Source organism: Pantoea sp. S61 (genome assembly GCF_016625145.1).
GTDB lineage: Bacteria > Pseudomonadota > Gammaproteobacteria > Enterobacterales > Enterobacteriaceae > Pantoea > Pantoea rwandensis_B.
In genome coordinates, this window is record NZ_JACVUO010000005.1 from 81,217 (window position 1) to 102,863 (window position 21,647).

General features: G+C 46.7%; 19 protein-coding genes, 1 tRNA gene and 1 pseudogene. 12 read left to right on the plus strand and 9 right to left on the minus strand.

Annotated elements, in window-relative coordinates:
* Positions 1 to 78 precede the first annotated feature (78 nt).
* Both IAE30_RS12305 and IAE30_RS12310 read left to right on the plus strand, forming a co-directional pair.
* On the plus strand, positions 79 to 570 hold the full coding sequence (locus tag IAE30_RS12305; protein ID WP_034823348.1) for a type VI secretion system tube protein TssD: 492 nt from the start codon (positions 79 to 81) through the stop codon (positions 568 to 570).
* A 582-nt stretch (positions 571 to 1,152) separates the two neighbouring features.
* On the plus strand, positions 1,153 to 1,644 hold the full coding sequence (locus tag IAE30_RS12310) for an STY4534 family ICE replication protein (RefSeq protein WP_200679971.1): 492 nt from the start codon (positions 1,153 to 1,155) through the stop codon (positions 1,642 to 1,644).
* Positions 1,645 to 1,853: 209 nt separating this feature from the next.
* Here the strand turns inward: IAE30_RS12310 and IAE30_RS12315 are convergent, their stop codons facing one another.
* From IAE30_RS12315 to IAE30_RS12325, 3 genes are read right to left on the minus strand one after another with little or no spacing between them, the layout of a single operon-like run.
* Positions 1,854 to 2,690 carry a macro domain-containing protein gene (locus IAE30_RS12315; RefSeq protein WP_200679830.1) on the minus strand — a complete coding sequence of 279 codons (837 nt, stop codon included), beginning with the start codon at positions 2,688 to 2,690 and terminating at the stop codon, positions 1,854 to 1,856.
* A 54-nt stretch (positions 2,691 to 2,744) separates the two neighbouring features.
* Positions 2,745 to 3,296, minus strand: coding sequence for a TIR domain-containing protein (locus tag IAE30_RS12320; protein WP_200679831.1), 552 nt, complete (start codon positions 3,294 to 3,296; stop codon positions 2,745 to 2,747).
* Positions 3,297 to 3,344: 48 nt separating this feature from the next.
* Positions 3,345 to 4,187, minus strand: a complete 843-nt coding sequence (locus IAE30_RS12325; RefSeq protein WP_200679832.1) for a TIR domain-containing protein — start codon at positions 4,185 to 4,187, stop codon at positions 3,345 to 3,347.
* A gap of 608 nt (positions 4,188 to 4,795) precedes the next feature.
* Between IAE30_RS12325 and IAE30_RS12330 the strand changes: the two genes are divergently transcribed.
* The 3 genes and pseudogenes from IAE30_RS12330 (at position 4,796) to IAE30_RS12340 (ending at position 7,089) form a co-directional block, all read left to right on the plus strand.
* Positions 4,796 to 5,356, plus strand: a complete 561-nt coding sequence (locus IAE30_RS12330) for a TIGR03759 family integrating conjugative element protein (RefSeq protein WP_370585584.1) — start codon at positions 4,796 to 4,798, stop codon at positions 5,354 to 5,356.
* A gap of 143 nt (positions 5,357 to 5,499) precedes the next feature.
* Positions 5,500 to 5,894: pseudogene (locus tag IAE30_RS12335) on the plus strand (TIGR03747 family integrating conjugative element membrane protein); the annotation flags it as partial.
* 139 nt (positions 5,895 to 6,033) lie between these two features.
* Positions 6,034 to 7,089 carry a hypothetical protein gene (locus tag IAE30_RS12340; protein ID WP_200679833.1) on the plus strand — a complete coding sequence of 352 codons (1,056 nt, stop codon included), beginning with the start codon at positions 6,034 to 6,036 and terminating at the stop codon, positions 7,087 to 7,089.
* A 109-nt stretch (positions 7,090 to 7,198) separates the two neighbouring features.
* Here IAE30_RS12340 and IAE30_RS12345 read toward each other — a convergent pair whose 3' ends face one another.
* Positions 7,199 to 10,426 (minus strand): VPA1262 family protein, encoded by a 3,228-nt coding sequence (locus tag IAE30_RS12345; RefSeq protein WP_200679834.1) that lies wholly within the window; start codon positions 10,424 to 10,426, stop codon positions 7,199 to 7,201.
* A gap of 120 nt (positions 10,427 to 10,546) precedes the next feature.
* On the opposite strand from IAE30_RS12345, the gene IAE30_RS12350 reads away from it, so the two are divergent.
* Positions 10,547 to 10,858: an RAQPRD family integrative conjugative element protein gene (locus IAE30_RS12350; protein WP_200679835.1), complete on the plus strand. Its 312-nt coding sequence runs from the start codon at positions 10,547 to 10,549 to the stop codon at positions 10,856 to 10,858.
* Positions 10,849 to 11,091: a TIGR03758 family integrating conjugative element protein gene (locus tag IAE30_RS12355; protein WP_200679837.1), complete on the plus strand. Its 243-nt coding sequence runs from the start codon at positions 10,849 to 10,851 to the stop codon at positions 11,089 to 11,091. Before IAE30_RS12350 ends, IAE30_RS12355 begins: the two co-directional genes overlap by 10 nt.
* A gap of 261 nt (positions 11,092 to 11,352) precedes the next feature.
* Here IAE30_RS12355 and IAE30_RS12360 read toward each other — a convergent pair.
* A tRNA-Phe gene (locus IAE30_RS12360) sits at positions 11,353 to 11,428 on the minus strand.
* A 194-nt stretch (positions 11,429 to 11,622) separates the two neighbouring features.
* Between IAE30_RS12360 and IAE30_RS12365 the strand changes: the two genes are divergently transcribed.
* The 5 genes from IAE30_RS12365 to IAE30_RS12385 all read left to right on the plus strand — a co-directional run bounded on the left by IAE30_RS12365 (position 11,623) and on the right by IAE30_RS12385 (position 15,934).
* Positions 11,623 to 12,945 carry a PAS domain-containing methyl-accepting chemotaxis protein gene (locus IAE30_RS12365; protein WP_200679838.1) on the plus strand — a complete coding sequence of 441 codons (1,323 nt, stop codon included), beginning with the start codon at positions 11,623 to 11,625 and terminating at the stop codon, positions 12,943 to 12,945.
* Between the two features lie 101 nt (positions 12,946 to 13,046).
* On the plus strand, positions 13,047 to 14,270 hold the full coding sequence (locus IAE30_RS12370) for a SpoIIE family protein phosphatase (RefSeq protein WP_200679839.1): 1,224 nt from the start codon (positions 13,047 to 13,049) through the stop codon (positions 14,268 to 14,270).
* An 11-nt stretch (positions 14,271 to 14,281) separates the two neighbouring features.
* The gene (locus IAE30_RS12375) at positions 14,282 to 14,833 is read left to right on the plus strand and encodes a SiaB family protein kinase (RefSeq protein WP_038644769.1); all 552 of its coding nucleotides are present in this window, start codon (positions 14,282 to 14,284) and stop codon (positions 14,831 to 14,833) included.
* A 7-nt stretch (positions 14,834 to 14,840) separates the two neighbouring features.
* Complete coding sequence (locus IAE30_RS12380; protein WP_034828496.1) at positions 14,841 to 15,227, plus strand: DUF1987 domain-containing protein; 387 nt, start codon at positions 14,841 to 14,843, stop codon at positions 15,225 to 15,227.
* Positions 15,224 to 15,934 carry a GGDEF domain-containing protein gene (locus tag IAE30_RS12385; RefSeq protein WP_080748190.1) on the plus strand — a complete coding sequence of 237 codons (711 nt, stop codon included), beginning with the start codon at positions 15,224 to 15,226 and terminating at the stop codon, positions 15,932 to 15,934. Before IAE30_RS12380 ends, IAE30_RS12385 begins: the two co-directional genes overlap by 4 nt.
* Before the next feature lie 101 nt (positions 15,935 to 16,035).
* On the opposite strand, the gene mrdA is transcribed toward IAE30_RS12385, so the two are convergent.
* The 4 genes from mrdA to deoA all read right to left on the minus strand — a co-directional run bounded on the left by mrdA (position 16,036) and on the right by deoA (position 21,570).
* Positions 16,036 to 17,913, minus strand: a complete 1,878-nt coding sequence (mrdA, locus tag IAE30_RS12390; RefSeq protein WP_045831794.1) for a penicillin-binding protein 2 — start codon at positions 17,911 to 17,913, stop codon at positions 16,036 to 16,038.
* Between the two features lie 272 nt (positions 17,914 to 18,185).
* Entirely contained in the window at positions 18,186 to 18,899 is a 714-nt protein-coding gene (gene deoD, locus IAE30_RS12395) for a purine-nucleoside phosphorylase (protein ID WP_034828492.1), read from the minus strand.
* Positions 18,900 to 18,932: 33 nt separating this feature from the next.
* Positions 18,933 to 20,156 (minus strand): phosphopentomutase, encoded by a 1,224-nt coding sequence (gene deoB / locus IAE30_RS12400; protein ID WP_038644765.1) that lies wholly within the window; start codon positions 20,154 to 20,156, stop codon positions 18,933 to 18,935.
* A 91-nt stretch (positions 20,157 to 20,247) separates the two neighbouring features.
* A complete protein-coding gene (gene deoA, locus IAE30_RS12405; protein ID WP_200679840.1) occupies positions 20,248 to 21,570 on the minus strand; it encodes a thymidine phosphorylase in 1,323 nt (440 codons plus the stop codon).
* Between the last annotated feature and the right edge of the window lie 77 nt (positions 21,571 to 21,647).

Below are 21,647 nucleotides of genomic sequence, written 5' to 3' on the forward strand. Positions count from 1 at the left end.
GTGATCTCAGTATTTTCCATCACTACAGCAATTTACATTTTAACAATGAAGTTACTACGAAAAATAAGGAGTAGTTAAATGCCAATCCCTCCGTACATGTGGCTTAAAGACGATGGCGGCGCAGATATTAGAGGCTCTGTTGATGTGCATGACCGTGAAGGCAGTATTGAAATCATCGGATTAAGCCACGGTATCAGCCTTCCGGTTGATACCGCCGCTGGAAAAATAACCGGCACACGCCAGCACTCATCAATGCGTATTGAAAAGGAAGTTGATAGTTCAACACCCTATCTTTATAAAGCGTCAGCTACCGGTCAGACGTTGAAGAGTGCTGAAATTCGTTTTTACAATATTAGCGATGCGGGGCAAGAGGTCTGCTATTACACGGTTCTGCTGGAAAACGTGAAGATCACCAGCGTTCATTGCGGCGTACCCAATGTGAAATTGTCTGGTAACGACAAGATGAATCATTCGGAAAGTGTCAGTATGCAATATGAGAAGATTACCTGGCGCATTGTAGATGGCAACATTCAATATGCCGATGCGTGGAACGAACGTCCTACAGCTTAACGCGGGCTTTGCCTACGCAGTCGCTGGGCTACGGCAATGTCCTTAGCAACTGCGGGATGAGTCGATGGCTTTTATGGGGACAGAAAATCATCAGTCCTACAGGCAAATCACCGCACATCCGATTTGGTCTGTAAGGCGCACGCCCTCCGTGAAAACCGCGCCGGAGCTTCAGCTCCCGGAGTAACGAATACACTACCGGTCTGCGTGCAGGCCCTGAGCGCTGGCAATTGCTGGCGCTTTTTTATTTTCATTCCCGCAAAACTACTTTATCGCTGACATCCGCTTTTAGCAGCAGGACACTGGAGCGGCATTATTGTTGTTGTCTCAACAATCAGCCAATGTTTCAGCAACCTGAGAGAGACGCTTACGCGGTTGCCATCTAAAACTTCATTACCTGAGAGAAGTGCTGCTTTTGCAGTGGTCGATCCGCTCAACCTCTTAATGCGGATATCACATTGTGATGAGGTTCTTTGTACTGACCAGCCAGCGCGGCATAGCTATCAGAGCTTCCTGACGGAAAGCATTTATCCGTCAGGGATGAATGTTTCTCCGTCACTATTTCCCACTCCTGGAGTAAACATCATGACTGCTACCACTACCAACAACGCTGCAAACAACACCAACAACACTTCTGCTAAAGCTGAATACTTCAATCTCAACATCAAGGGCCTGGGTTATCTGAGCAATATTCGCAGAATTGAAACCCTCACTGGCAGCTTCCTCAGCGTGGTGATTAATGCGCTGAGCGGCCCCACTTACAACCCTACCTATGTGCGCTTTGATGCCACTGTCGCCGTTAAGGAAGCAACGGAGCTTATAAGCCGCTGCCAGAAAGCCGTAGACGAGGACAAGAAAGTGCTGCTTGGGTTTACTCTCAGCAACCTGACGTCAGACATTTTCACGCTCAACAAAGGTGATCATGCAGGCGAACAGCGGGTTAGCTTGAAAGCCAGACTGATTAAGGTCGATTGGATCAAGGTTGGTCAGGCGATGGTTTATAAAGCTGAGCGTGTGGAGTCTAACCATTCGTTACAGCCGAAGCCAAGTCAAAACTATGTGAATAATTCATTTTAACTGCAACAGCCCTGAAAAATTTCAGGGCTGATTTTTTACGTCATATATTACATAAGCCAACAGTTGACTGACTTTAAGAACTAATCTGTTTAAAACAGAACTGCAAGGTTATAATCAATGAAAATTCAACTTAACTAAAATAACCTTGCAAGCTAATTAATCATCAACCATTAAGCTAGCTCAGTTTAAATAGCCTACAATCAAATTAATCACAATCCATTCCTTGCAGTTTTTAGTTCCAAAAGGTTAACTTTATCAATTTTGGCTTCATGAATGATTATTGTCAACTTTGCTGGATGCTTAAAACGCATCTCGCTTATTCTAAAAGTCCATAGCATTATCTTTAATAAGTCTTGCTCATCAATAATTTTATGGCCTTTAATTCTAGTCAGTCCAGACCCAAAAATAGGGACGGAGACACTTTTCTGAGCATAAACGCGATTTACCTTATCCCAGAAATTAACCAAGAAACCCAAATACTCAGGCATAGTGAGATGAGCTTTATTGTGGTTATCGAATTTGGAAAGCGCAGTTAAGATATAGTCACCGTAAACGCATATGGTACCTATCTCAAACTTCTGTTTTTTTCCTTCGGCTCTGCCTACATTAACCTCTCTAACTTCTTCTGCATCAAATCTGTAATTAGTAATGTAATCATCCAATTCACTAACGGCACAAGAAAGATGCTCTTTGATAAATTTTCCGTTTAGGCTGGCTTCTGCAATAATTCGTTCATCGACCTGCGTGTCAAAATATTCATTAAAGGCAATAACTTTCAGCCCATCTTGCTCGAATATATTTCCTGTTTTAATGACGACAGTGCTCTCCTCAATAGTGAGGCTGATTTCTTTAAGGGAATTAGCTCTTTTCCATAGCCAGATATAGCCAATTATAAGTATCAACAAACAAACACCCCCAGAAAGAATCTTCTGGCTTGCAGGAATATCAACAAAAATCACAACACCACCAATGAATCCAAATAGTAATGATGCATACCCCTTGAACTCATTGAAAACCTGTTTATCACATAAACTGACTTTGGCCATTTAACATTCCTCTAGCCATGAAAAATAAAAAACATGCTAATAGTTTTAGCTACACTAGCTAAATCTAAATGTATCCGGTTCAGTTTTGGAACCAACCATGAATCGCTTATCACTAAGAGATAGCCTGATTAAGTCTTTGTTCATCGGCACATGTAATGTAGGTACTAAGTGTCTAGAGTCTCTAAATGCTGGAATTTTAGCCCATAAGTTTTGCACTTGTTGCTTTAAGATGTTATTAGCCAATAAACTTTCTTTAGTATTATAATCAGGATAAATTACAATTACGGGCAGTCCCAATGAATTAATTCCATAATCAATTTCTTCTCTTAGAGCACGAGAATTCACGGTTCTTTCACTCAAAAAAAGGATAATATTTTTGGAATTCCGCAAACGCAGCCTAAGGCGTGGCATCAAGGTTTGCTCCCAATTACTACCATCCCGAACATTATAAGTAGTATCGTGCGAATTTACGAAAGGGAACCCCGGTTCAGCTCCTTTCCACATCCGCAATGTATTGTAGTAAACAAAATCTTTCGTAGCATGAGCACCTAAATAGCTTTCATTGAAAGGTTCTGCAACATAAAATGCACAGTAATTTCCATTCATTTATTTTTCTCCTTTGTGAAGCAGTCTCAAATAGTAATCAGTTATAGACTACATTAATGCATCAGCATTGACTGTATATCCAGCGGCTTTTAACTCTCGGGCCAGATCAAGCTTCCATGCACCACGGGTATCTAAATCTATATAAACGACACCACTAATATCATTAGGAGTTTCAACACCGTCAACTACTAAAGCTGAAACTCTGGCTCGCCCTAAACGCCCAATAAAATAGCCGTGTTCAAACACTACATTTTGTCGAGCTCTAGATTTTAACTCTGGATTTTCATTTTTCCTTGCACCTATATCGCAAGGAGTATAAAGAACAACTGCGTATCCAATATCACTATTCGATTCTATTTTTTCGATTATTGTATTACTTGAACTAGCCTGCTCATGCAAAATAACTGGCTCCATCCCTGCTTTTTCTAAAAATCTAGCCATTTCAAACTTTGCAGAACTATCATGCCCATGAACGACAAAGACTTTCTTATTATTACTATTTAAATTTAATGGAGCTGCTTCTTTTTTTGAGTCATGTGCAACTTCATCCTTTATTTCTTTACTAAGTTCCCTTGTAATGTCCTGAACGTAACCATCTCCAGCTATAACATTTTCAGTTGTGATGAACATAATAACATTGTCCGGAATGTTATCATTAGCAGCTTTCGTTAATTCAGATGAATTCTTTTCTGATTTTTTCACCTTCAATGAGCGAATGTTTTCACTTTTTAAGTGTGCGCCATCAACATATATTTCTTCTTTAAAGATATAGGGTCTTAAAACGTCATTCTTAATCTCATCAAGATCATCCCTATCATATTCAAAGATTTTGATAAATCGCTTATTTGCATCTCGATCGTTGGTTTCAACGATAACATGATAATAACTCATGAAAATCCACCTTGCTGTTTAAAATTCAATCAAAAAAAGGGTTGGTCATAAAGGCACAATCACTACCAGAAAACCTTAAAAAAAACAAAAAAATCAGCAACTTACGGCTTCGGCGACTTACTAGGACGTGCGTTTCAAAAGATGGTATCAAAGGCAGGTTCAAACTATTGCACTACGTTATATACCTGAATGGGAAGTGGAGTCAATGGTATGAGTGACGCCATAATACGTCTATAGATGAATATCTTTAGTTAACTTTTATTGATAACGATTTAAATTATTTTTATGAATATTTGAGTATTAGTATTTTCAAGAAAAATAAAAAACAACCCCCTACTAATGCAGTTGTTAACGTAGGTTAGTACGTGCAATATATCACGCCAGTAATAGCAATGAAAAAAACCACTTCAAGATAAATGTTAAAGTTGAGATTTTAATTTTTTACTCATATTCCTTGCAGTGAGCATTCACATTCACATGGCTATTTCAAGGAGGGGGAAATTAGAGAAAACATTAAGCCAATATTTTATCTTACTCTTTTAATTTTTGCATCGGAATTAAAAGCTGTAGAAATTGAACATACTGAAACGCAATCTATTTCCTCTGCCATCACTGGCAGCTCCAAACAACCAAATGATTCGCTTATATATGATGAGTTAATGAATGGGTTGAGAGGGCAGTTATCTCCAAATCTTGATAAGATCACCGCCCTTGGCATTGAAGCCCGCAACGACGCCGAGCGCCGTCACTACGCAGAACTTTGGGTAAAACTGGAGTACGAGCGCACCGAAAAGGAGCTCAAATTCCAGCGCGAAGTTGATGCTGCCTGGAAGCGCCTCATGCCTAACATGCTACCGGTCAATATGGGTAATGCCGCAGGTATCGCGCATGATTCAGGTGGCCGACTCGCGCTTTTTGTTCGCGAAGCAGATTGCCAGCGCTGCGATGCCAGACTCTCAGCCGTTCTCGCCGATAAACGCCCCGTTGATATCTACCTTGTCGATAGTGAAGGCAGCGATCAGAAACTCCGTAATTGGGCACAACAGCACCGCATTCCCGCCGAACAAGTCCGCGAACGCCGCATCCCCCTGAACCACGACGCAGGCCGCTGGCTGCGGTACGGCAACGGCATCATGCCGGTACTTCTGCAACAGGGGGAAAGCGGATGACATATCGCAGCGTTCTAATCTTCGCGTTGTTGCTAAGTGCCGCCAGCTCTGTGGCGTCAACAAGCATGCAAAGCGTACCTTCGGGTTATCAGAAAGTCGCTTTGCAGGGATGGATCGCACAGCAGAATCAGGCAATGGAAATCAGCGGGAATACCGTTGCTGCCGGATTGAATGCCGGTTGCCGCTGGCTGGCATCGGAGCTGCAGGAATACTTGCTGGCGACTGTGTATGTCGCTGTGGTTACGCTGATTCGCGTGACGATTTTGGTGCTTTCAATACCATTGTTTTTAATGGTAGTGCTGGTCGCGGTGGTTGATGGTTTGGGGGGCGAGATCTGCGGCGTTATGGGGCGGCATATGAATCTAGCTTTGTTTATCACCACGCCAAACGCTTCGTTAAACCCGCCTTCTATGTGCCCTGCATGGTGTATCTGTCGTGACCATCGGCTGTGCACCCAAATCTGCTGTTGCTGCCTGCGGCGCTGATGCTGGGCATGGCGCTGGCAGTGCTGACGGCTTCATTTAAGAAATACCTGTAAGCTGGACGGCAGAGTGCAAAGCTCGACTTTGTGCGCTGTCGTCAGCAGGCAAGCCGCTTGCGGCGCGGCAGTACATTTGTTAAGAGTAGATACATCCACGAATTGACTATTTTTTTGAAAGTTATAAAAGGATATAGTTTTGGAAAAAGAGCTTGAAAATGCAGTAATTAGGATTGTGGTCAGGTTATTGATTATTAGCCTATTAATTGCAGCATTGAATTTGATTGTATTTAAAAGCAACATATTAAACGTATTCATTACTAAGACAGTGATTTCCCTAACTTCACTATGGATAATAATCCCATTAATTTCGACAGCTAAGCATTTATACCCTGATGCATCCACTTCCTTCAAATTAAAAGCCTGGCGGTCAGTTGTTTATATTAGGCGCTATTACAAACTAACTGCCATTAATAACTTTCTATTGCATGTGGGGGCTGTTGGGATTTTTCTTATTGCTATAATACAGTTCGTATTTAACATCAACATCAATTTCCTATCTTACGTTGTCGCTGCAGTATTAAGCCTCTCTTTTATTCTGGATATGTATCACAGAATTAGATATATCCTATCTAAAGTTTGGAAAGGAATTCTTGGTAAAATCATCTTGGCACTTTTTGCCGCATTAGCTTTAGTTATCACCAATTTCGCATCTCGACAATGGGTTGTGTATACAACGGGACTAGATGCAAAATACTACGGGGAGTTCATTAATTCATCGAGTATTTTCTTTACTCCATTTTCATATTTATTTCTAGCTTCATTAGTTTTTTTGGTTATTATTTTCCCTGAGATTATTGGTGCTATGATAATGATGTTTTTAAATCCTATCAAAGAAGGGGTATCAAAAAAAAGATTTAAAAACTTATCTAAGATTTCAGTAAGAATGAGAACAGGAAAACGTCTGGAACACTTGAGTCCTAAGGAGCTTTCATTACTTAACACAAAAACATTGTGGTATCGTATAGTCTCAGCTCCATTTTTTTTACTTACACTATCTTATTTTATTACTAAAGCTGACAATCTATCTGGTGATATGATTGATAAGGCGGGACGTCTTTGGTTGGTTAATTATTATTATAATGCTGGTAATAATAAAACCAGCACAATGCGATATTATAAAGTCGATGAATCTCAAACTTCAGTGGCAGTTTTAATCGATGGAAAATGGCAGTTCTTTACTCTTGAAATATAGATTCCACCCCAGAAAATCAAAACACCATGCTTTTTTGTTAACAAGGGCATGGTGATAATCAATTTAATTTAAAATCATCACCATGCCATCAAATTAATTATTTATATTGTCAATTGCTATGCTTTAAATTAATACCATCATAGAGATTTGACATTTCAAGATAATCTTTCTTAAAGTTAATGTCAGGATCTTCACCAATAAAATTCATCGAAAATTCAATAACATCATCTATTTTAGTTGTGTCTAGACAAACCAATCCTTTATCAAAACATAGTCGTTTGATAAAGGTAATGTAAGCCTTACACCATAGCGTTATAAATCTAGCAGAATCCCAGCGTTCCCAATCAATCGAATTTTCGAAAGGCCTTTGAATAATTGCTTTTGAACCTTGAAGTATTTTAAGCATCTTTGATAGGCACTGCATTTGTGTTTCAGGGGTAGAGCTTAGTAAAAAGTTAGCTGCAATCGCAGTAATAATACCTTCTCGAGATATATCAAAAGAAACATAACGTTCTTTAACTTCATTAAAGTAATTATATAATTCATCATGGATTGCAACGCAGAAGTCATCGCTTGTAATTAAACCATTTTTTATAAGTGGAGCAATATAATCATTATACCCCCAGCTTACATTCCATCCAAATCGAGTCATGTGACCCCGGACAGAGTCCATTATGTCTTTAGCTGAATATTCTTCTTTATGATCACAAAGTAATAGCGATAGCTGCTCAACTATCTCAGAAATGGAGTTATTCCCATTTCGCTCTTTCTTTATGGCATTTGCAAACCAACCTAAGTAAGCTATCTTATCACTTATGTTTTTATCTGAAATAAACCCCTTTACTTTATCAATTTTTCTTCTGTTAAGGTAATTTTTTACTATTTCATTAATTTCAAACCAAATTAACAAACCAGACCTGACATTACTTGACGTGCCGATAATTTCATTATTAAAAATAGAGGTGTAAGTTGCAATCTCACTTACACAATGATTAATAATAAAAAATGATATTTTTGTTTCATCTTTAATATTAGTTAAACAGTCATCTACAAAAATAATAAATTCTTCAGGATAGAATGTTAAGTATGATTTTATTGCATAGTAGTCACCCCATGAAAGATTTTTATCTTTCATAAAGCTACTGAAATGCTCAACATGTCTGGATGAGCTCATTAAGGTTTTAACATCTGATTTAAGCAATGATAAGGGTATCACTTCTGATGAATATTTAGCATCCACCTCAAACTTACTCAACAAAAAATCATTAATAAACTGCCTAAAATCAGCTTCAGATAACTTAGGAATTAGTAACTCTAAATTATCAAAGATATGAGACCGGGCAAAAATAGAAGATAAGCCCTCCCAGCATTTGTAAGCATTATCCGCATCCATTTCCAATATGGATTTTAGCGGTATTTCTATTGAATCTTTGAAATGGTTCCCTTCAAGTAAATCAAAACTCTCAAGACGATTTTTGATATCACCTTCTTGAATAGTTAAAAATTCTTCATCTTTAAGCCATAAAGTTAGAAATTCTCTGATCCCTGGTTCATCTGAAAGCTGACTGTTGATTTTCCCTGGTTTTTTTATACGTTCATTTATTATTTGTGGTGTAATTATATCTGTAAATTTTTTATCATCATCAACAGCTTCGTCATTGCTTACTTCATTAAATAAATATTCACAATACTCTACTACTTTCAATAAAGTGTTTTGTGGAATGGGTGTTACTAGTAATGGATAATTGATATTCGCTCTTTGTAAAGAGTTTGAAAAATGGAAACCTTTTTCAGCAAGACCATTTTCGTTTATAAGAATCAAATATCTGTCATGTAGTTTTCCATCCCTCATACCGGTAATGGTTATTTTTTTTGAATTTAATAATGAAGGATATTCATTCACAAAATTAATAATATTGTTAAGTCTGTCACTTCCCTCCTCAGGATTAGTAGTAAAGATAGTGCAATCTACCAAAGGGGAGAGATATGAGGCAAACAATCGCAACCCTGCATCTTCAAAGTAAGGATCAAAAAAAACGACGTGTCCCTGTTCAAAATGCCCTAAAGTCTTTTGCAACCATTCACTGAACTCTAACCTTCCTGAACTATCTCCAAATGAAATCCTCTGAAAAAACCCTCCATTGTCAGTTTCAGGGTATATTTTTGATACTATTTTATCACACTCCCTATCATTAATTACCCAACGTTCATCCTCTCGAGAAACAATTCTACTTGGCTTATCTCTTTTGGTATTTACTACAGATGCAGAATTTATTCTATTTTTAGGAGTATCCTTCTTTAATCCTTTAGATAGCCATTTATTTTCGATTATTGCTGAATTACCCAAGATATTGCTACTAACTGAAACCTCTCGAATGTAAGGCATATTCCATTGGGTTATTAATTTAAATTCATCACTGATACCTTTAGACGCGTACAACTCGCACTCTAAAGTATCAATCATTGCAATGATTTCTTTCTCAACTTGAATCGACATCATCACAACGCCTTCGATATTATTTACTTTTTTACTCAAAGAAGAGAATATCAACCTGTGACTATTAAATATTTTTATTGACGCTCGGTAGCATTCATCATCACAACGTTCTTGAGACTTAAAAGATACATCTATTGAATTCCCTTCTTGTCCTACTTTTACTTCCAGCGATGATTTATGATAAGCATCTGCAAGTGGGAAGTTTATTATTTCTACATCCCCAACTCTGCTAGAATTTGCCCCCCTAAAATCAATGCCAATTTGCTTTTTTAACTCTGAAAAAATATAAGATGCCTTCTGAGCTATAATCTCATTATCAAATGACAATAACTTGAATTTCTCCGATTGAGATAAGGCATAGCAATAAGCACCAGTTTTGAAATGTGGGCTTTTTATTATCTCTGAATGGGCTGCGTCACGATTAAACATATAGTATCCGGGTTTGGTTATCACCGGACCATTGAGGCAGGTATTCCCAATTTCCTTTTCAAATGAAGAAGAAACTTCAAGTCCAGAATTCCTTGTCGCAGTTGTAATATTCCATCCTTGAGCTAAACCATCCATTACCTTTAGTAAATTTACCCCTTGAGTATACAAGCTGATTCTTAGTAATTGCAGCCCTTCATTTCCAATTTGCTTGTAATTATTATTGCTTGAATAGTTCCATTTATCATTAGAGAATGAAAATAGGAATGATCGCCCATAAATTATATTATTTTTGGTTTCCTCATCTTTTGTTTTGACTATCCATAACTCAAGCGCATAATCCCCTTCCCGATCAATTACAGACATCCAGTTATTATCAAAGCAGTTAACGCACCCCTCTATTTTCATGCTCATGTCATCCTCATTTTCATAGTTGTGCGGAAAAATACATCAACGAAATTTTATTTTATCAATGCATTGTAAGAACTCAATCGACATTTTTGTACTGAAAGTAATGCCATTGAGGATATTAGTATGAAAACTGCATTAGTAATTCTAGCGTTATTTTTTACATACCCGTATTTTGCAAATGAACTCGACGAACTCGCCATCACCCAACGCCTACTAGACCAAGTCCAGCTCTCCCTCGACCGCGCCCGCACCGTCGCCGCGCAGTCCGATCCTAATAACCGCCGCCGTTACCTGTTCGACTACAAAAAAGCCAACGAAGACCTCAACACCATGCGTGCTGGCATCGACCGCTACACGCAGCCTTCGCGTGCGCAGCCACTGGATTACGGCAAAGTCAGCGGCGATTACATGCGGGGCCGTCCGCTATGGCGATGACCGCCGCGCAGATCAACGCGTTTAAAACGGCATCCGGCAACATCGATATTAGCGTTCTTTATCTGGTGTCCGTTGGGCTACTACTGTGCGTGCTGTTTCTCTGGGCAGCATGGGCGGCGGTAGATGTATGGCATGGCTGGGCAAATACCAAAGTCAGGTATGCCGCGCTTGCCCGATTTGTTATCCGTTCTGTGGCTTTACTGATCGTCTGCATCTGGATGTTCGCCAGTTAGCGCAGACATTTTCGAAGTGCCTTTACCCGTCAAAAAGGAATGTTCCATGAAATCAAAGTTTGTTCGTTTGTTTCGCTTTGAAGATGGTCTGGATAAGGGCAGATTATCAATTGGTTGTGCTGAGAACGGGTGAGGAAAAACTTGTGCATCATTAAAGCGCGGAGATTGAAATGGGGGACTGTTATTGGATTTATGCCTGAAAATATTTTAGAAACCCACAAAAGCAAAAACCCAGCCATAAAGGCTGGGTTTTCAGAATGTTGGTGCCCGGACGCGGAATCGAACCACGGACACGGGGATTTTCAATCCCCTGCTCTACCGACTGAGCTATCCGGGCAACGGGGCGCATTAAACCCTACTCAGGCCGCACCGTCAAACGCTTTTCAGCAAAAATCCGCTGACTGCTGGCTTTTACAGCAACCTTCAGACCATCCGGTAAAAAATTTCTGCAACTACCAACTTTAGCGGTGAATTTTTAACCGCCCCCGCCGATAACCGATGTGACGACAAATACCAATAATAAGGTCCACCATGTTTAGCACAATTACATCGGGAATCCTGTCACGCCTGGCGTGGCAGAAACGCGCTCGCAGCAGTGCAACGCTCAGTTCGTTGCAGGATGCGATTGCGATGGTTGAATTTACGCCGGAAGGCAACATTCTCACCGCCAATGAACTGTTCCTTGAACGGATGGGATACACGCTGAAGGAGATTGTTGGCCAGCATCACAGCATGTTTTGCACGGCTGATTTAGTCCAGTCCCCGCAATATCGCGATTTCTGGCGCCGCCTGAACCGTGGCGAAGGCTTTAGCGACAAATTCCTGCGCGTGGCAAAACACAGCCGTCCAATCTGGCTGGAAGCCAACTATGTGCCGGTGCAGGATCGCAGCGGCCGGGTGATCAAAATCGTTAAGCTGGCGAGCGATATCACCGCACGGATTATTGATGCGCAAGAGCAGCGCGCCATGACCACCGCCATTGAGCGTTCGATGGCGGTCATCGCCTTTAACCTCAAAGGCGAAGTGCTGATGACCAATGACAATTTCCTCAAAACCATGGGTTATCGCAGTGATGAGGTGATTGGCGTCCATCACAGTCAGTTCTGCCCGCCGCAGATGCGCAACAGTGACGAGTATCGCCGCTTCTGGCACAAGCTGAATCAGGGCGAATATATCTCCGGCCAGTTTGAGCGCGTCAACAAGCTGGGACGCACCGTGTGGCTGCGTGCCACCTATAACCCGGTGTTCAATGAAGCGGGCGAACTGTACAAAGTGGTGAAATTCGCTACCGATGTCACTGCACAGGTGGAGAAGAACCATCTGGAGCGCGAGGCGGCACAGCAGGCGTATCAAACGGCACTGCAAACCAGCGAAAGCACGCGCCTCGGTGCCACGGTGATTGAAAACAGTGTGCAAACCATCAATGAACTGGCGGGCGAACTGCACGGTATTTCCGGCGATATCAGTAACCTCAGCGAATCCTCAGACCGCATTGGTGCGATTGTCGAGAGCATTCGCCGCATCGCCGATCAGACCAATCTGCTGGCGCTCAACGCCGCGGTGGAAGCCGCGCGTGCCGGGCAACATGGTCGCAGCTTTGCTGTGGTCGCTAACGAGGTTCGCACGCTGGCGGCGAACATCAACCGCGCCACCACCGAGATCGAGAATATGGTGCAACATAATCACACTCTCGCCGAAAAAGCGTTGAAAGGCATCGAATCTAACCTGAAACGTGCCGATCATGGCGTCGTGTTAGCCAAAGAAGCGGGCGGTGTGATCTCTGAGATTCGCGGCAGCTCCAGCGAAGTGGTGCGCGCCATCAGTCATGTGGCTGAAGCCTTGAAAGAAGAGTGATTTTTGTCTTATCTCTTCTTCTATTGCACTGCTGTGACATAAAACTGTCATGGCAGTGCAGTAATCTAGGATAAATCCTAATCAATGCCAGAATAATTCTTATGCAGCTGCCTGATTTACGCGCAGGATTAACCTCCCTGTCGAGCCGTTCCCGTGCGCGTTCGCTGTGCATTGAGGTACCGTTTGTGAGTCCCGCCATGGACAACACAGCGGTCATGGCTTTGTTTACCGAACACAAAGATTTGATCGGTTTGCCGGTCATCGAGAACGGCACGCCGTTTGGCATGATCAACCGCCATATCTTCCTGTCACAGATGACGCGCCCGTTCTTCCGCGAACTCTATGACCGCAAAAGCTGCATCGCTTTTATGGACAAAGAGCCGCTGGTGATTGATGCCGATACCGAGTTGGATCAGGTGGCGCATCAGGTGGTGGCAACCGGTGATAAATCGGTCACCGACGGATTTATTTTGACCGAACAAGGCCGCTATATCGGCATCGGTTTGGGGATCGATTTGATCCGCACCGTCTCCGATTTGCAGGCACAACAGCATCAACAAATTTTGCAGAGTATCGATTATGCACGCGTGATTCAGGACGCGATGCTTGATCGCTCAAAACAGCAAATGGCCCAGCAACTCAATGACTGGTGCCTGCACTGGCAGCCGCGCGATGGCGTGGGCGGCGACTATTATGCATTCCATCAGGATGAACACGGCTGGCTGGCATTGATTGCCGACTGCACCGGCCATGGCATTCCGGGTGCCTTTATGACGGTGATCCTGCAATCCGCGCTGGAAAACGCGCTGCAGAAAAACCGTCGGGCACCGTCCGATCTGCTGCAATCACTTAATCGTCATATTAAACAAACTCTTGGGCAGCTCAATGCCACGCAGCAAACGTCGCTCTCCAATGACGGCTGTGATGCTATCGCGCTACGCCTTGATACTCACCAACATCAACTCAGCTGGGCCAGCGCACGTATGCATGCGCTGTTACATCCGGCTGCTGGCGAAGCGGAATCGCTAAAGGCCGATCGCGTCGGTGTGGGTTACACCGATACGCCGCAGGATTACATCTGGCCGGAACATCAACGCACGCTGCATCCCGGCGATATGTTGTTGGTGATGACCGATGGCGTGACCGATCAGCCCGGCGGTGAACGCCATATTATGTTTGGCAAAAAGCGCATTCAGACGCTGGTAACACAATATCAAACCCTGCCGATGGGCGAGCTGTCAGCGACCTTTGAGCGGGAATTTTTCAACTGGCAAGGCAACCAGCCGCGACGCGATGACGTCACCTGGTTTGGCTTCCGTTATTGAATGAGCACCCTATGAACTCAGGTTCAACCCTTAGCCGCGTACCGCCAGAAAGCGTTGCACTGCACTATACTGGCTTCTTCTCGCCGCAGAACATCACCGCCATGGGCGAGGTGATTAAGGTCTTTCTGGAGAACCAGCAGGCGCCGGTGAAAGTGCGCCGCCGCTTGTTCTCCAGCTTTGTTGAAATCGTACAGAATATCCTGCGTTATTCGCAGGATAGCCGCGTCATGAACCACGCCGAGCAGGATTTTCGCTTTGGCACCGTTACGCTGCGCGTAGATGGCGACAACTACGTGCTGGAAAGCAGCAATCAGGTCGATGAAGTCGCCTGTGAGCAGCTGCGTTACTGGCTGGATTTGCTGCGTACCATGAGCAATGAAGAGATCAAACAGGCATACCGCGTAGGTCTGCGAGCTGAGAGCCCTGCCACAAGCAAAGGGGCCAACATAGGATTACTGACACTTGCCCGCGATGTCAGTGAACCGCTGGAGTATGAACTGCGTCCGCTGGAGTCCAGTGGTTACGCCACGTTTTGGCTCAAAGCCACCATTCACCAGGATTGAATTGTTTATGCAAAACCTTGTTATTGCTGCCACAGAAAGCACTCCCGAGGTCAATTTTGACTTCGAAAGCGGCCAGTTTTCCCTGCGCGGAGAGTCCTGGCCAGAAAACGCCGCCGCCTTCTACCGTCCGTTGCTGGATGCGCTGGAAAGCTGGCAGCCCGCACAAAGCGGCCAGATCGAAGCCAATATTGCCCTGCGCTATTTCAACAGCTCCAGTACCAAAATGCTGTTCAGCCTGTTTGATCTGTTCAATCAGCTGGCGCAGAAAGGCCAGAAGGTTGAACTCAACTGGTTCTTTGATGAAGAAGATGATGTGTCTGAAGAGTTCGGCCAGGAACTGGCGCTGGACTTTACCGATCTGCAGGTCAATCTGCGAGCGGAAATGGCCTCATGATGGACCTGAATGAGCTGTTTCGCGAAGAGAGCGAGGTGCTAACGCGCGCTCAGGATGTTGCGGCTCAGACCTCGCTCAGTGCAGACGATTATCGTAATGCGTTGCTGAACGTTAATCGCCACTATCAGCGCCTGATGCGCGAGACCTATCGCATGATCTCGCGCAGTGACCGTGCTGAACGCGAGCTGAACCGCGTCAATGAGCAGCTGCATCAACTGGCTCAGGAGCTGGAATACAAAGCCAGCCACGATCCGCTCACCGCTGTCTGGAACCGCGGTGCCATCATTCAGCGTATTACGAATACGTTGAGCAATGGCCCGGCGGCGCTGATCATTCTCGATATCGACCACTTCAAGAAGATCAACGATGAGTTCGGTCATCCAATGGGTGATAAGGTGATTTGCGGCCTGGTGTCGCGTATTCAGACGCACTGTCCGGAAGATGCCAGCATTGGTCGTATCGGCGGTGAAGAGTTTACCGTGCTGCTGCCGCACTACCGTTTATCGGACGCGGTGATAGTCGCGGGCGCAATTCACGCCTCACTGAACGCCTCGCCATTGGCGGTGCTGCCGGGTCAATTAGTCACGGCCAGCCTCGGCGTGAGCTACGGCAAACCGGGTTCTGATTTCGAAACCTTGTATAACAATGCTGATGCCGCGCTATATGATGCGAAAAACCACGGTCGCAACCGGGTTTTCTTCCGATAGACGAGCCTTGTCTCGGCGGAATTTATAGCGCAGAGATTAGCATTACCGCTCAGGTTCGCGCGATAAATCGCACCGCAACGTTGGGTGCGGTCTCGCGCAAATTAATTTTTCTGCGCGGTTTCCACCGGCGGCTCAGACGGTGGCGGCAGGAAGATGTGATCGAGAATATTGCGCATCAACGGTGCTGCCGTCACCCCTTCACTTCCCCCGTTTTCCAGAATCAACGCCACCGCCACTTTCGGATCATTAAAGGGTGCGAAAGCGGTATAGAAGATGTGGTCACGCAGGCGCGTCGGGATCATTTTCGCGTTGTAGACCTGGTTCTGCTTCAGACTGAACACCTGAGACGTCCCCGACTTCGCCGCAATACCGTAAGGCGCGGTGTGGAAATACTTATAACCGGTGCCGTTCGGTGCATTGGCCATGCCGAACATCGCGTGACGCACCAGCGACCAGTACGGTGATTTTGGATCGCCAATCTGCGGCTGCGGGTCTTTCGGCTGATACAGCTGCTGCTCAGTGCCACGCTGCGATTTCTCCAGCAGGTGCGGATTAATCACCCGGCCATTGTTGAGCAGCGCCACCAGCGCTTTCACCATCTGAATCGGCGTAGCGATCCAGTAACCCTGCCCAATCCCTACCGAAACCGTATCGCCTTGGTACCATGCGTGTTTATGTACTTTCTGCTTCCACTCGCGGCTTGGCAGCAGCCCGGCGTACTCTTCATTGAGATCGATGCCGGTCGGTTTGCCGTAGCCAAACTGGCTCAGCATGGTGTGAATACGATCGATGCCCATCATAAACGCCACCTGATAGAAGAAGCTGTCCGCCGACTCCTCAATCGCCTTGGTGACATCCAGCGTGCCATGCCCCGATTTTTTCCAGTCACGATATTTACGATCGGTGCCTGGCAGTGTCCAGGTCGGTGCGCCGAAGATGGTAAAGCTGGGGGTGATCACCTTGGTCAGCAGCGCGGACATCGCCATATAAGGTTTGACCGTCGAAGCCGGTGGATACAGGCCTTGCGTGACGCGATTGATCAGCGGCAGGTTTTTGTCCGCCAGCAACGTTTTATAAGCTTTGTAGCTAATGCCTTTCACAAACGGATTGGGATCGTAGCTGGGCGCAGACACCATCGCCAGCACGCTGCCATCGCGCGGATCTTCGATCAAGGCCGCTGCACGCTGGCCCACCAGCTGGCTCTCAACGTACTGTTGCAGATGCAGATCCAGCGTCAGATAGACGTTCTGCCCGGCAACCGGCGGCACTTCTTTCAGCACGCGCACAATACGACCGTGGTTATCCACTTCCACTTCCTGATAACCGGTTTTGCCGTGCAAAATTGACTCGTAATAGCCTTCAATGCCCTGCTTTCCGATGTTGTGGTCGGCAGCATAGTTTTCGCCGACGCCTTCAGCATTCAGGCGTTTGAAATCGTTATCGTTGATCTTGGAAACATAGCCCACCACATGGGCTAAATCGGCGCCATAGGGATACTCGCGGTCCTCATAGGTGTCGATGGCCACGCCGGTGAAACGGAACTGATTGACGGAGAAGCGCGCCACCTGCTCATCGGTGAGTTCTGCTTTTAACTCGACCGGCTTATAGCGGCTGTTCTGTTTGAGTTCGTGCTCGAAGGTTTCAATTTCTTCCGGCGTCAGGTCGACAATCGGCGTCAGCTGCTTCAGCGTTTCCTGCATATTGTCGATTTTGTACGGCGTCACGAGGATGTCATACCAGGTGACGTTACGCACCAGCGGAATACCGTTGCGATCGTAGATCAACCCTCGCGTCGGCGCGATGGGGATCATTTTGATGTCGTTTTCGTTGGACCGCGTCTGGTAATAGCTGTGCTGATCCACCTGCAGACGATACAGGTTAACGCCAAGGATAATGAAACAGATGACGACCAGAGCAAAAGCGACAAGCGCACGGCGGACAAACAGTTTTTCTTCAGCTTCGAAATTACGGAAATTCATCAGGGGGGCTTAGTCTCTTTGTTATCACGCTAATGATAAGCAGAGATTGCTTTAGAGCCAGCACGAAGATGCACAAGCCTGGGTAAAAGTGTGTCAGATGTTTACGAGGAGAGGTTCAGGTCGCCCTGAGTGGAATCGCTGATTCCGAGCGGTGACTCACGAGGTCGTCATAAATGGCAGGGTGAAGAACAAGGTCGCCATCCATGACGACCCTGTGCGCTGGTGCGTTTCGTCAGGTGCGCCTTGCAGCGCACCGAACAAAACAGACGGGATTAATCCCCCAGCAGCACCGACTCCAGCGCGATCTTGATCATATCGTTGAAGGTGGTCTGGCGCTCAGCAGCCGTGGTCTGCTCGTGCGTGCGGATATGATCCGACACGGTGCAGATGGTCAACGCTTTAGCCCCGAACTCCGCTGCCACGCCGTAGATACCGGCGGCCTCCATTTCCACGCCCAGAATGCCGTACTTCTCCATCACATCGAACATCTGCGGATCTGGCGTATAGAACAGGTCAGCAGAGAAGATATTGCCGACGCGCGCGTCGACACCCAGCGCTTTGGCGGCATCAACCGCGTTACGCACCATGTCGAAGTCCGCAATCGCCGCGAAGTCGTGATCCTTGAAACGCATACGGTTCACTTTGGAATCGGTGCAAGCACCCAGACCAATCACCACGTCACGCAGTTTCACATCGGCACGCACCGCGCCGCAGGAACCGACACGGATGATTTTCTTCACGCCGAAATCGGTGATCAGCTCTTTGGTGTAGATCGAGCAGGATGGAATACCCATACCGTGGCCCATAACCGAAATCTTACGGCCTTTGTACGTCCCGGTGTAACCCAGCATGCCGCGCACGTTGTTCACTTCAACCGCATCTTCCAGGAAGGTTTCTGCGATGTGCTTAGCGCGCAGCGGATCGCCCGGCATCAGCACCACGTCCGCGAAGTCACCCATTTCTGCATTAATATGAGGCGTTGCCATGGTTATTTTCCTTTTTAAAATTGGTGGGCTGTTTTACAGCAGGCTTTTGCCGTAGTCCATGCTGGACAGGCCAAAATACTTCGCAATGGTCTGGCCGATATCCGCAAAGGTATCGCGATAACCCAGCGATCCTGGCTTCACTTTTGGACCATAAATCAAAATCGGGATGTGCTCGCGCGTGTGCTCGGTGCCCTTCCAGCTTGGGTCACAACCGTGGTCGGCGGTGAGGATCAGAATATCCCCCTCTTTCACCAGCGCCATCAGCTCCGGCAAACGACGGTCGAAGAACTCTAAACCACCGGCATAACCGGCGATATCGCGACGATGTCCCCAGGTGGAGTCAAAATCAACGAAGTTAGTGAAGACGATGGAATTGTCCGGCGCCTTTTTTATCTGCTCGATGGTGGCGTTAAACAGTGCATCCAGCCCGGTAGCTTTCACTTTCTGGGTGATGCCCTGCTCGGCGTAGATATCCGCAATTTTACCCACGGAAATCACTTCGCCGCCCTTCTCGTCCACCAGCTTTTTCAGCATGGTTGGCGCAGGGGGTTCCACCGCGAGATCGTGGCGGTTGCCGGTACGCTCGAAGTTGCCCGCTTTGTCACCGACAAACGGACGCGCAATCACACGGCCGATGTTGTAACCGCCGTTGGTCAGCTCTTCACGCGCGATTTCGCACAGTTCGTACAGACGATCCAGACCAAAGGTCTCTTCGTGACAGGCAATCTGGAATACCGAGTCCGCCGAGGTGTAGAAAATCGGCTTGCCGGACTTCATGTGCTCTTCGCCCAGCTGGTCGAGGATCACCGTACCGGACGAATGGCAGTTACCAAGATAGCCCGGCAAATCGGCGCGTTTTACCAGCACGTCGAGCAGCGCCTGCGGGAAGCTGTTCTCTTTGTCGCTGAAGTAGCCCCAGTCAAACAGCACCGGCACGCCGGCGATTTCCCAGTGGCCTGACGGCGTATCTTTACCGGATGACAGCTCACTGGCGTAAGCGTAGGCACCAATGATTTCAGCATTGGCGTCGAGGCCAGGCGGGAAGCGGCCTGTAGAGAGTTCAGCGGCTTTACCCAGACCGAGCGCGGTCAGGTTTGGCAGATGCAGCGGGCCTTCGCGACCTTCATTGGCGCGGCCTTCGAAGCACGCTTCGGCGATATGGCCGAGCGTATCCGATCCTTCATCACCGAATTTATCGGCGTCTTTGCTGGAGCCGATCCCGAAGGAGTCGAGAACCATAATAAAAGCACGTTTCATGCAAGTCTCCTGCGCAATGGCGCGATGACAAGTCAAAAAAAAGCGATCAGATCAGTATACCCGAATGGCCGCTCCCTGGCACGAAGAAGCGTTACTCGCTGACGCGGCGATAGACCACCGGCGTTTCCGCAGGCGCACTGTCACTCAACGTGATAGCCGCTTTGACCGCTTCCGCAGCCTGCTGCCACTGCGCTTCCGACGCGGCATGAATCACCGCCAGCGGGCGCTGTGCATCAACCTGCGTGCCGAGCGTGGTCATGTCACTTAAGCCCACGCTGTAATCAATACTGTCGCTGGCACGCTGACGGCCCCCACCCAACGACACCACCGCCATACCCAGCGCACGGGTATCCATGGCGCTGACAATCCCGGCGCGATCGGCATACACCGCTTTGCTCAGGGTCGGTGCAGGCAGATAGCTATCCATACGCTCGATAAAATCAACCGGGCCGTTCTGCGCCGCCACCATGCGCGCGAACACTTCCGCCGCTTTACCGTTATCCAGCACATTTTGCAGTTTCTGCCGCGCTTCGGTGTCGTCCTCTGCCAGTTTGCCGGAGATCAGCATTTCCGAGCACAGCGCCATGGTCACTTCCAGCAGGCGTGGATTACGCGCCTCACCCGTCAGGAACTGCACCGCTTCGCGAACTTCCAGCGCGTTACCGGCGGTGGATGCCAGCACCTGGTTCATATCGGTAAGCAGCGCGGTGGTTTTACAGCCCGCACCGTTCGCCACGCCAACTATCGCCTGCGCCAGATTTTCTGAAGCTTCAAAGGTCGGCATAAAGGCACCGGAACCGACTTTCACATCCATCACCAGCGCATTCAGTCCTTCCGCCAGTTTCTTGGCGAGGATCGAGGCGGTGATCAGCGGGATCGAGTCAACGGTAGCGGTGATATCACGCGTGGCGTAGAAACGCTTATCGGCAGGCGCCAGTGAGTTGGTCTGGCCAATGATGGCAATACCCACATCTTTGATGATCTGGCGGAAACGATCGTCACTCGGGAAGATATCGAAACCGGGGATCGCTTCCAGCTTATCCAGCGTACCGCCGGTGTGACCGAGGCCGCGCCCGGAGATCATCGGGACATAACCGCCACACGCGGCCACCATTGGGCCGAGCATCAGCGATGTTACGTCGCCCACGCCGCCGGTGGAGTGCTTATCAACAATCGGGCCGTTGAGATTCAACGACTTCCAGTTGAGCACCGAGCCGGAATCGCGCATCGCCATGGTCAGCGCCACACGCTCTTCCAGATTCATATCGTGGAAGTAGATGGTCATTGCCAGTGCGGCAATCTGGCCTTCTGATACGCTGTTGTCGCGCACGCCGTTGATAAAGAAACGGATCTCCGCCTCGCTCAGTGGCTGGCCGTCGCGTTTTTTTCGAATAATTTCTTGTGGCAGGAACAAGGTTGCCTCCCCGGGGGATTGCTGTGAAATGCACCAAACATTCTTTGGGTCGCCATTGATGGCGACCCTGAGGCAGG

Excerpts from the sequence above, each read along its gene's own strand:
- deoB (WP_038644765.1), bottom strand. The coding sequence starts at position 20,156 with ATGAAACGTGCTTTTATTATGGTTCTCGACTCCTTCGGGATCGGCTCC.
- IAE30_RS12310 (WP_200679971.1), top strand. The coding sequence starts at position 1,153 with ATGACTGCTACCACTACCAACAACGCTGCAAACAACACCAACAACACT.
- IAE30_RS12315 (WP_200679830.1), bottom strand. The coding sequence starts at position 2,690 with ATGGCCAAAGTCAGTTTATGTGATAAACAGGTTTTCAATGAGTTCAAG.
- IAE30_RS12305 (WP_034823348.1), top strand. The coding sequence starts at position 79 with ATGCCAATCCCTCCGTACATGTGGCTTAAAGACGATGGCGGCGCAGAT.
- IAE30_RS12375 (WP_038644769.1), top strand. The coding sequence starts at position 14,282 with ATGAACTCAGGTTCAACCCTTAGCCGCGTACCGCCAGAAAGCGTTGCA.
- IAE30_RS12320 (WP_200679831.1), bottom strand. The coding sequence starts at position 3,296 with ATGAATGGAAATTACTGTGCATTTTATGTTGCAGAACCTTTCAATGAA.
- IAE30_RS12345 (WP_200679834.1), bottom strand. The coding sequence starts at position 10,426 with ATGAGCATGAAAATAGAGGGGTGCGTTAACTGCTTTGATAATAACTGG.
- mrdA (WP_045831794.1), bottom strand. The coding sequence starts at position 17,913 with ATGAATTTCCGTAATTTCGAAGCTGAAGAAAAACTGTTTGTCCGCCGT.
- IAE30_RS12325 (WP_200679832.1), bottom strand. The coding sequence starts at position 4,187 with ATGAGTTATTATCATGTTATCGTTGAAACCAACGATCGAGATGCAAAT.
- IAE30_RS12370 (WP_200679839.1), top strand. The coding sequence starts at position 13,047 with ATGCAGCTGCCTGATTTACGCGCAGGATTAACCTCCCTGTCGAGCCGT.
- IAE30_RS12380 (WP_034828496.1), top strand. The coding sequence starts at position 14,841 with ATGCAAAACCTTGTTATTGCTGCCACAGAAAGCACTCCCGAGGTCAAT.
- deoD (WP_034828492.1), bottom strand. The coding sequence starts at position 18,899 with ATGGCAACGCCTCATATTAATGCAGAAATGGGTGACTTCGCGGACGTG.
- IAE30_RS12350 (WP_200679835.1), top strand. The coding sequence starts at position 10,547 with ATGAAAACTGCATTAGTAATTCTAGCGTTATTTTTTACATACCCGTAT.
- IAE30_RS12385 (WP_080748190.1), top strand. The coding sequence starts at position 15,224 with ATGATGGACCTGAATGAGCTGTTTCGCGAAGAGAGCGAGGTGCTAACG.
- IAE30_RS12355 (WP_200679837.1), top strand. The coding sequence starts at position 10,849 with ATGGCGATGACCGCCGCGCAGATCAACGCGTTTAAAACGGCATCCGGC.
- IAE30_RS12365 (WP_200679838.1), top strand. The coding sequence starts at position 11,623 with ATGTTTAGCACAATTACATCGGGAATCCTGTCACGCCTGGCGTGGCAG.